This window comes from Bacillus pseudomycoides DSM 12442, from assembly GCF_000161455.1.
GTDB lineage: Bacteria > Bacillota > Bacilli > Bacillales > Bacillaceae_G > Bacillus_A > Bacillus_A pseudomycoides.
This window is the reverse complement of the sequence record NZ_CM000745.1, coordinates 4,943,850-4,952,716: the sequence shown is the minus strand read 5'-3', so window position 1 is coordinate 4,952,716 and position 8,867 is coordinate 4,943,850. Positions and strand designations below refer to the sequence as shown.

Annotated in this window: 6 protein-coding genes and 6 pseudogenes; 5 read left to right on the top strand and 7 right to left on the bottom strand. The window is 32.9% G+C overall.

Going from position 1 to position 8,867, the window contains the following annotated elements; genetic code table 11:
* Positions 1-172: 172 nt before the first annotated feature.
* The 3 genes and pseudogenes from BPMYX0001_RS25155 to BPMYX0001_RS25145 form a co-directional block, all read right to left on the bottom strand.
* A pseudogene (locus BPMYX0001_RS25155) lies at positions 173-733 on the bottom strand (acyl-ACP desaturase); the annotation flags it as partial.
* Between the two features lie 41 nt (positions 734-774).
* Positions 775-1,656 (bottom strand): IS3 family transposase, encoded by an 882-nt coding sequence (locus BPMYX0001_RS25150; RefSeq protein ID WP_006096990.1) that lies wholly within the window; start codon positions 1,654-1,656, stop codon positions 775-777.
* Positions 1,657-1,664: 8 nt separating this feature from the next.
* Positions 1,665-1,961 carry a transposase gene (locus BPMYX0001_RS25145; protein ID WP_006096989.1) on the bottom strand — a complete coding sequence of 99 codons (297 nt, stop codon included), beginning with the start codon at positions 1,959-1,961 and terminating at the stop codon, positions 1,665-1,667.
* Between the two features lie 780 nt (positions 1,962-2,741).
* Here BPMYX0001_RS25145 and BPMYX0001_RS33365 point away from each other — a divergent pair.
* The 3 genes and pseudogenes from BPMYX0001_RS33365 to BPMYX0001_RS25135 all read left to right on the top strand — a co-directional run bounded on the left by BPMYX0001_RS33365 (position 2,742) and on the right by BPMYX0001_RS25135 (position 5,202).
* Positions 2,742-2,891 (top strand): hypothetical protein, encoded by a 150-nt coding sequence (locus BPMYX0001_RS33365; protein WP_006096988.1) that lies wholly within the window; start codon positions 2,742-2,744, stop codon positions 2,889-2,891.
* A 667-nt stretch (positions 2,892-3,558) separates the two neighbouring features.
* Positions 3,559-4,228 (top strand): annotated as a pseudogene (locus BPMYX0001_RS29700) (IS6 family transposase).
* Between the two features lie 584 nt (positions 4,229-4,812).
* Positions 4,813-5,202, top strand: a complete 390-nt coding sequence (locus tag BPMYX0001_RS25135) for a hypothetical protein (protein ID WP_006096986.1) — start codon at positions 4,813-4,815, stop codon at positions 5,200-5,202.
* A gap of 63 nt (positions 5,203-5,265) precedes the next feature.
* Here BPMYX0001_RS25135 and BPMYX0001_RS34250 read toward each other — a convergent pair.
* Positions 5,266-5,379 (bottom strand): annotated as a pseudogene (locus tag BPMYX0001_RS34250) (IS6 family transposase); the annotation flags it as partial.
* Here BPMYX0001_RS34250 and BPMYX0001_RS25130 point away from each other — a divergent pair.
* Positions 5,375-5,677, top strand: a pseudogene (locus BPMYX0001_RS25130) (transposase); the annotation flags it as partial. The pseudogenes BPMYX0001_RS34250 and BPMYX0001_RS25130 sit on opposite strands and share 5 nt — an antisense overlap.
* 148 nt (positions 5,678-5,825) lie before the next feature.
* Positions 5,826-5,933: pseudogene (locus tag BPMYX0001_RS34245) on the top strand (IS6 family transposase); the annotation flags it as partial.
* A gap of 64 nt (positions 5,934-5,997) precedes the next feature.
* Here the strand turns inward: BPMYX0001_RS34245 and BPMYX0001_RS25125 are convergent.
* The 3 genes and pseudogenes from BPMYX0001_RS25125 to BPMYX0001_RS25115 form a co-directional block, all read right to left on the bottom strand.
* Positions 5,998-6,729 (bottom strand): annotated as a pseudogene (locus BPMYX0001_RS25125) (Rpn family recombination-promoting nuclease/putative transposase); the annotation flags it as partial.
* 24 nt (positions 6,730-6,753) lie between these two features.
* Complete coding sequence (locus BPMYX0001_RS25120) at positions 6,754-7,194, bottom strand: hypothetical protein (protein WP_006096984.1); 441 nt, start codon at positions 7,192-7,194, stop codon at positions 6,754-6,756.
* A 231-nt stretch (positions 7,195-7,425) separates the two neighbouring features.
* On the bottom strand, positions 7,426-8,586 hold the full coding sequence (locus BPMYX0001_RS25115; RefSeq protein ID WP_033799756.1) for a tyrosine-type recombinase/integrase: 1,161 nt from the start codon (positions 8,584-8,586) through the stop codon (positions 7,426-7,428).
* Positions 8,587-8,867 lie beyond the last annotated feature (281 nt).

Genomic DNA, 8,867 nt, shown 5'->3' with positions numbered 1-8,867 from the left:
TATGTTATTTTTTATCAAATATTTAATAATATCATAAATTTATTTTTAGTGTCAATAACTTTTTCTTTAAAAATTAAATTAAGTAAAACGGCCACAAAATAATAGGGAGCGTGCCAGATTTCCAATAAAGAGAAGGGGAATTTCCCCGCGTATATTCTGAAACCTCTACTAATTAACGTAGATCAGTTTTCCCTTGAAAACGACCAAATCGATCCCGTATTTTTTTCAATCTTGTGTGGTACTCCAAAATCTCAATTCTTGCTTTTTCAGCTAGAGGTGCAATTGGTCGTAAGTCTTTTAACCCCCAATAATCCACTACTACATCAAGTACTTGATCAAAATATTGCAGCGGCCCATAGTTAGCTTCTTTTGCAATCACAGCCATTCTATTTTCAAAATCAGGCATGACAGCACCTGGCATTTTAAAATTCATAATCACATTGGCAATATGATAGCAATAATTAGGTTCCAATTCCAAATGTGTTCGAATGACGTCTCGATAAAATGCATAATGAAGAGTTTCATCTTTTGCAAGACGGCGTAATAATGTAGCAAGATCTGGATCATGCTTACTTGCAACCTTAGCTACATTATTGTAAAACACCATCGTTGCAAGTTCTTGTAGCGTCGTATACGTCATCGCTTCGATTCGTGTATGAAAATCAGGTTCAAATCCACCCTCAACGACTGACTTTCTTAATTCATGTAATCTTTTAGGGTTCACACTTCGAGTGTACTGACCCCTGTCAAGTAGACAGTAATTAAAACGCATAGTTAAGAAGCCTGAGTTCGATATTCGTATGGACTCAGGTTTTTTAATTTCTTTTGAAAACGATGATAGTTATAAAAATGAATATATTTATGTACGGCAAGTTTAACTTCTTCTACTGAACGAAATGAACTCAGATTAAAACATTCCGCTTTGAAATGACTGAAGAAATTCTCCATACAAGCATTGTCCCAACAATTCGCCTTTCTAGACATATTAGCTTTCATCTTATGTTTTTTTAGGAAATCATTATATTGGCGTGAAGTATACTGGAAACCTTGATCACTATGTAAAAGAATCCCTTGTACGTCTCGTCGTTTTTTGGCCTTGTTTAGCGTATCAATAACTAACTGTATATCATGACGATGGCTAATATGATAAGCCACAATTTCATTATTATAAAGGTCCTTTATGGCAGACAGATATAGCTTTTTCCCATTGAAAATAAGATACGTAATATCTGTTACCCATTTTTCATTTGGTTGTACAGCTTTGAAATCTCGATTTAAGTAATTCTTTGAGACTACACATGCTTCTTTTGATACAAAATAAGGTCGTTTTTTTCTGATAATCGCTCGAAGCTTCATCCTATTCATTAGCCTTTGAACTCGCTTATGATTTACAATGAGCTCGTGTTTCATCCTTAACCACACAGTTATTCTTCGATATCCATAGATACCCTTCACTTGTTTATAACATTCCATAATTTTTTCTTTTATTTTTCCATCTTCTATCTCCTTCGGAGAAGGATTGCTTTGTCTTTTTAACCACTTGTAGTATCCGCTTCTAGATACTTCCGCAATTTTACATAGTAGCTGTATTGAACGCATACCTTTGGACATTTCTTGTATCACCTCATATTTTTTGTATGCCGGTACAGCTTTCATCCCTCCTTTTACATTCCCAATAGCTTTTTTAGCATTTCGTTCTCTGTTTCTAGGTATTTGATTCTTTCTGTAGGATCCTTTGGACAATTTCTAGGTCTCCCTTTTTTTCCTCCAGTAGCCTTTCCACGTTTTTCTTCTAAACCTTTGATTCCCTCGTCTTTGAAACGTTTTACCCATCTACGTACGTTTTTTTCATCAATGCCTAATTCTTTTCCTATTTTGGTATGCCCCATGCCTTCTTTAAAATATAAATCTATCGCTTTTTTCTTAAATGTTTCATCATATGTTCTTTTAATTTTCCCCATAAAAAAATCCCCCTTATAATAGACAGGATATAAAGCTTTCTTTTTTCTGTCTACTATAGGGGGATCATATCACTTATGATTCGGTTTTCTATCTATTTGCGCTAAGAGATTCTCCAAACTCAGATTGATGATGTCGCTTAGAATAAGTAAAATCACCGTTTTGTGCACCGAGGACCATGAAATGAACGAATTTAATATTTTTCGGCACCAACCATCCCAATAGAGTAAAGTCTATTGGGATAGATTGTTGAACCTGATGTAAAGGTATTTCACAGCGTCTCATGGGACTTGTTTCAAAATAGGAGAGAGAATTTAAGAAAGGTAGGTTATGTCTTTATTGTGCAAATTAAAGATTATGAAATAATGCATAATTATCAAAAAATACACGAACCGAATATTAAATGTAGTAAAATATTACTTGTGGATACATTCTATAAAGCAGATTCGTTTTTAAAGGCGTAACACATCAATAAATTAACTTTATAGATGTGGTGTCATTCTACATTGATCTCAATTCTCTTGTATTTGTACACTAACAATCTGGTATAAATAATTGATTCTGTTTTATAGGATGTGTTTACACGTATAGGTGGGGAAAATACGGATATATTCATATTAAATTGAAATGGTTCAAGTCAGAGAAAGACACTCGAGAGGGTGTCTTTTCTTATTAGGAATCACCATACATACCCTTTAATTTAAGAAATTTTAATACCCCTCAAGTACTAAAAAACGTTATCCTTTCTTAACAAGTTAGACTAGAAAGGATGACGTTTTTTTATGAATCTCTCGATTCACGGTGAACTACAACCATTTGCCGAAGAATTACAACGATATACCGTTTCAAAAGGTATACCAAAAGGTACCCCTTTTGGTATTACGCAAATTAATGCCAACATAGCATTCCAAAACATCAAAAATATATTTTAGGAACGTTCTTAAAACATTAATACCTTTCGGTACATGCTTGCTTATCCTCAAAGAAATCATCCGTTTGTAAAGATACACCTTTTTAAACGCTCGTTCGCTTTTTAGGACGGTTCATTTGTAAAACTCACCAATTGTGACTTTGCGCATAAATAATATAAGGATTAAATACCTGAATATTTACAATATTTAGTATAAATAATATCAATTTACTATAATATGTAATTTATGTAAAATCGTAATTAAGCTAAACTCTTCTTTAAATTCTTGCCCCTAACAAGGATTTAAAGACCATGCTACTTTTAGCTACAAATGCGTAAAAAGAAAAAAGCCAAATCTATACAGAATTTGGCTTTTTTCTTTGGAGTTCATGTAAATAACAACTTGAACCCACTACTCTTTTTCAAATGTAATTGTATTTTATCATATTTTAAACGTTTTGTTGTTAAATTTTTTAACTTATCAGGAAGTTCCGGGTGAATATTTGGAACAATCTTTAGCCTATGATCTTGCCCCCTAACTACTTGTATATAATAGAAAGTAAAACTAAGTTCATGACTTTTTATAATTTGTAAAATTAATCATTAGTATCAATTGCATCCTGGGTTCTGTTGCAAAGTTTTCTAAGCAAAATTAAAATGTAAGAAAAATGATTCGAGGAGTATGATGCATGAGATATTTTAAAGGAAAACAGTTCAAGCAAGATATTATTTTGGTAGCTGTCGGCTACTATTGCCGTTTTTCTTTAAGTTATCGTGATGTATCTGAAATAATGAAAGAACGGGGGATTTCAGTTCACCCTACCATCATCATGCGTTGGGTGCATGAATATGGGAATTTGATCTATCAAATCTGGAAAAAGAAAAATAAAAAGGTACAATCGTCGTGGAAATTAGATGAGACTTATGTAAAAGTGAAAGGAAAATGGTGTTATTTATATCGAGCGATTGATAACGATGGCCATACGCTCGATATTCAACTTCGTAAAAAGCGAGATCATCAGGCGGCATATGCTTTTATGAAAAGATTGGTGAAAGCTTTTGGAGAACCAACGATTCTCACAACTGACAAAGCTCCAGCACTACTTTGCGCGTTTAACAAATTAAAAGAACACGGCTTTTATAAACGTACAACTCATTGTACCATCAAACATTTGAACAATCTGATAGAACAAGACCATAGGCATGTCAAACGACGTTTTTCAAAATCTTCGTCATGCTTCACGTACCTTGAAAGAAATCGAAACCATTTATGCTATATATAAACGAAACCGCAGTTTACAGCCAAACTGCGGTTTTTCAACGTACAAGGAATTACATAAATTATTAGTCACTGCCTAAATGGTTCCCCTCATTTATCAATATCTGTCTCTGCCTTTTTAAACTTTGCAACAGAACCCATAATTTTTTCGGAAAAAAATTGACCTTTTTTTAAAATATTCCTTTATCCAACACAACATAGCCTTTAGCATATTTGTGAATGAATCTGTCCATTCAATCAAACGAGTACAACCATACGGTCCAGAAGCCTCCGCTTACACGAAGAAACGTTTAAAGGGACGACCGAAGTTTGACGTTCAACAGCGTGACAGATACGGATATCTATGTGAAGCTCCAAAAACAAACAAGGGATGCTAAGAAAGGGATTTGGGAAGAAAAATAATTTTAGAGAACAATAGTCTCGGATTTTTCTAAGGTTGTTTTGTTTTTAATTCCATTGCAATATTACGATATAAATTACTGATTTTTACTCTAATTGAAATTTTCCAATTTTTATGAAATAAATGTTGATTTATTTCTGCTCATATATTAAATTATAGGTAATAAATGGGTATTGAGTAGCTGCGCAGCTTTCAATATAAAAAATTGAGTCATGCATTTTCTTTTCCCTTGGATTAAAAATTAAAGGAAGGAATGTGATTTATATGAGAGTTGCAAAGCTTGTAGTATCTACTTTTGTTTTAACTATGATGTTGTCTATGTTTTTATTAGGTCATGGACAACATGCTCACGCTGAACTTAATGATTGCCCTGAAGGAGCTTATCATAGAATGATAGCAAAGGGTACTGCTGTTGTTGAAGATGAAAATACAGGAGATCACCTATTTACTGGAACCTTCTTCAAGTGCAAAAATTGCGGAGATTGGATAGTAACTTCGGGATATCCGCAGTCCAGAGGATCGATTGGTGATTATATAACAGAAGGAAAAATCACTGGTAGTTGGCGAGAGTCTACTAGTATTGAAGTAGACCCTGATTACGTGCATTACACCAAGGATACTAGACTCCCTGGTTATAGGTTCTATAAGTTCTAAGGTTCTGGTGCAAAAATCATTTGATAAAGACATAGAAACCTACATAGTCTGTTCAATGGCAGATTATGATGCAATTCCAAACAATTTATGTATGAACCTAACTTCATTTTGGGTAGACTTCACCCACAGGTGAAGTTGTCCTTTTTTCATCATATGCATGGTTTCAACGCCACTCAATGCATTTGCTGGTATTGATATACGTCGTTTTCAATCAGGTAAAACCTTTTTTAAAGATAAAATCAATAAACGTAGAAATAAACATTTGCGGAAGATCCTGTTTCTCATCATCCAGAACATGATTAAACAACGACGTTACGGACAAAATCATATTGTTGAGTATTACGATAAACTAAAAACGCAACCTTATAACAATTGTCATAAAGTTGCGTCCATTGCATGTGTAAATAAGTTATTGAAGCTCCTCTTCTATCTCATTACACATAATATATACTATGATTATCGGTTAACCGCCTGAAATCATAGTTTCATTCATCATATCATATTCTCCCCCCTAGTAAAAAAATGAACACATATTAGGGGTATTTGGTTTACAATATAATTGACATAAAATCTCTGACATTTAATGAATTAGAACTCTGAAAAACATTTGACTAATCGTAAGAAAAGCTATCGAGACCATTCATGCCCTATATAAACAAAGGCGAAGTCTTCAAAGAGACTCCGCCTTTTCAACGTACAATGAACTTCAACAATTACTAGCTACTTCCTAAACATTGTTCCTCATTTACCAATCTGTTTATGCTTTTTTCAAACTTTGCAACAGAACCATTATCATTATGATTTTTGTTCTAAAATACGTTCAATTTCTTCTACACTTAAATTACTTGCTTTTGCAATTGTTTCAACTGGAACTCCAAGTTCATTCATACCTTTAATCATTTGTATTTTCCCTTGTTGTACACCTTGTTCTATTCCTTCTTGAAGTCCTTCTTTTTTTCCTTCATTATGTGCATGCGCAAACTTTGCAGCCTCATCCATTAAAGCTTTTTCCCTTGCTTCATATGCTTGACGGAAAGAAGAATCTTGACTCATACGTTCCCACTTATTCATTGCTTTTTGTAAAATCGGATCTTGGTTCATCGCAATGTCCTCCAATGTTTGTGTAAGGTGTTCATCTTCATTTGCTGGCAATAATAGTAACCAGCGTACAAACGAATCCTCCCACGGATTTACTTTTTCTTCGCGCCATTGTTGCATTAGCTTTGGAATCTCTACAACGTGCACCTCTATATCATCGCTCAACATTCTTTGTTGTTGTCTATTCCGGAGTATTCCTGTTGTATGAAACTCATCATATTCTGGGAACATGACGAAATTTAATAAGTTTATGGTAATGGTTTTATGAAGTGAACTATAAGGCATTCCTTTTTGTAATTGAGATGTGTATAGCTTTCCCCAATAATACAAACTACGTTTAATCATATCGTGATTATTATTGAGCAGAATTTCTACATTTACATTTGTACCCGTATCTAATGTAGCTGAAACATCTAGAATGGACAATTTATGTACGTAAGATATTTTGTCTTTTTAATCATGCACTTGCATAGAAAGATAATAAATTCCCTTATTGGTTACGAAGACATATTCTTCATAACTACAAGCATAATAGGCTCCAATATCTAATTTTACACAATAAACTGCTTTAATCCCTTGTTTAAATGTATTCAATAACTGTTCTATTATAAATTCCTTCGGTGTTAGTTCTTTCAAATCATATCCACTTGGTATTGTTCCGAACCAATACTCTTCACCTTCAGGGAATTCACAAGAAAGGAAATCCTGCTGCCATTCTTTCAACTGTATAAGTTCTATTGTGTCTTCACTAGTAGCTTTTATATCCTTTTTTATAAGCTCACATATATCTTCTTGTGTATTTTCTGATAAAAGATATAGCCTATAATCATTACCTACGCCATCATATTCATTAACCTTAGCAAAATCACTTAAAATTCTATGTATCTTTTCCATTTCTAATCTCCTTCGGCAATAATTAGGAAATAGTTCCACCTTCATTATAGCAAGGTTCTACACGCTTCCCTATGGATATGTTAATTGTTTAGGGAATCTTGGCGAAGAACTAATGAATCCTTATAAGAACAAACAGAAAAAACAGGTAGATAATCAATTTTAATTATATAAAAAATACATAACTAAAAACAGTGGTATTGAAGCTGTTTAATACAAAATATAGCGATATAATTAGAATTCATCTTCCGAAATTAGATTTCCAGCATCATTATCTTTCGTTAATCGTTGTTTCAAATAATTTTCTTTTGTAGTTCTATCATTTTTATGACCAACTGCAGCTGCGATTATATGAGGTGCAAGCCCCTTGTAATCATATAAGTACTGTACATAAAAATGTCTAAAGAAGTGAGGGGTAATTCTTATATTCTCTGTAAAGGCTAACTTGGTATCCTTAATGACTTTAGAAACATATTGTGACAAGTAATTCTCTCTATAAGCTGAATGGTTCTTTGTTTGAAATATAGTCCCACCATTTTTATTCCCAATGTTTATAGGTAACCTTCTCCGGATTCGAAATGCAACAATACGATTAAAAATCTCCTTATTAATAGAAACAATCCGTTCATCATCCCCCTTTGTATCTACTGTTAAATAATAACGTCCACGTATATCGTCATACTCAAGATCTTCCCACTTTGCATGCGCAACTTCTGCAACACGTAACCCTGTAGTAGCTAGGACCGATAATAAAGCGTAATTGATCTCATTATCCTTATAGTAATGAAGCAACTGCTTCACTTCCTCATATGATAACTCGCGTTTTGGTTTATGGTGTTTATTAACGGTCGTACTTAGAATTTCCACATGAAGAGGTTCCTGGATATATTGAATTTCATATAGCCATTTCAAATACGAACGGATCACACCAAGTTTCCGACTAATCGTAGATGCTTTGTATTTCTCTTTGGATTGATAGGAAACAGCCTCCTCCGACAACCACCTCTGATAGTTACGGATATGACGTTTTCGTAGATTCCTCCATATACGATCATCTTCGTAGTCTTTTACATCTTGTTGCAGAAATTCTGTGCTTTTTGTAACAAAGAAATAGAATTGACTTAGATCACGTGCATATAAAACACGTGAATTATCCTTTATCCGTTTTTCCTTATCAAAATGAGTTTGTCGGTTTAAATAGTAGTACAGTATTTCTTCATCAGAAAAACTATCATATGTTTGTTTATCTTCTCGTTCATTGTTTTCTTTTCTTTGCTCCGCTTGTTTTAGAATATCTTCATTCCAAATTGCAATTATATTTGCAAATTCTTGTTTTTGTTTTTCAATAATTTCTAAAGAACTATCCTTATGTAGTGTATTTATTTCAAATTTCATCATATATCAACTCCTAAAGGAATTACACTCTATTATTATTATAACCTATATACATGTAAAACTAGTTATATAAAGAAATTAAACTTTAATTATTAGTAAATGAATAACAACTATAGAAAAACGCCCATTTTCTATAGTTGTTATACGTTTACTTTTATTCATTCTTGTTTATTCGTTTTTCACTAAAGTAAAAATGAATTTAATTATAAATTATATCTCGTTATTAGATATCAATTTAAATAGTTTACTTTTTATTTATGTTATAATAAATTTAAATTATA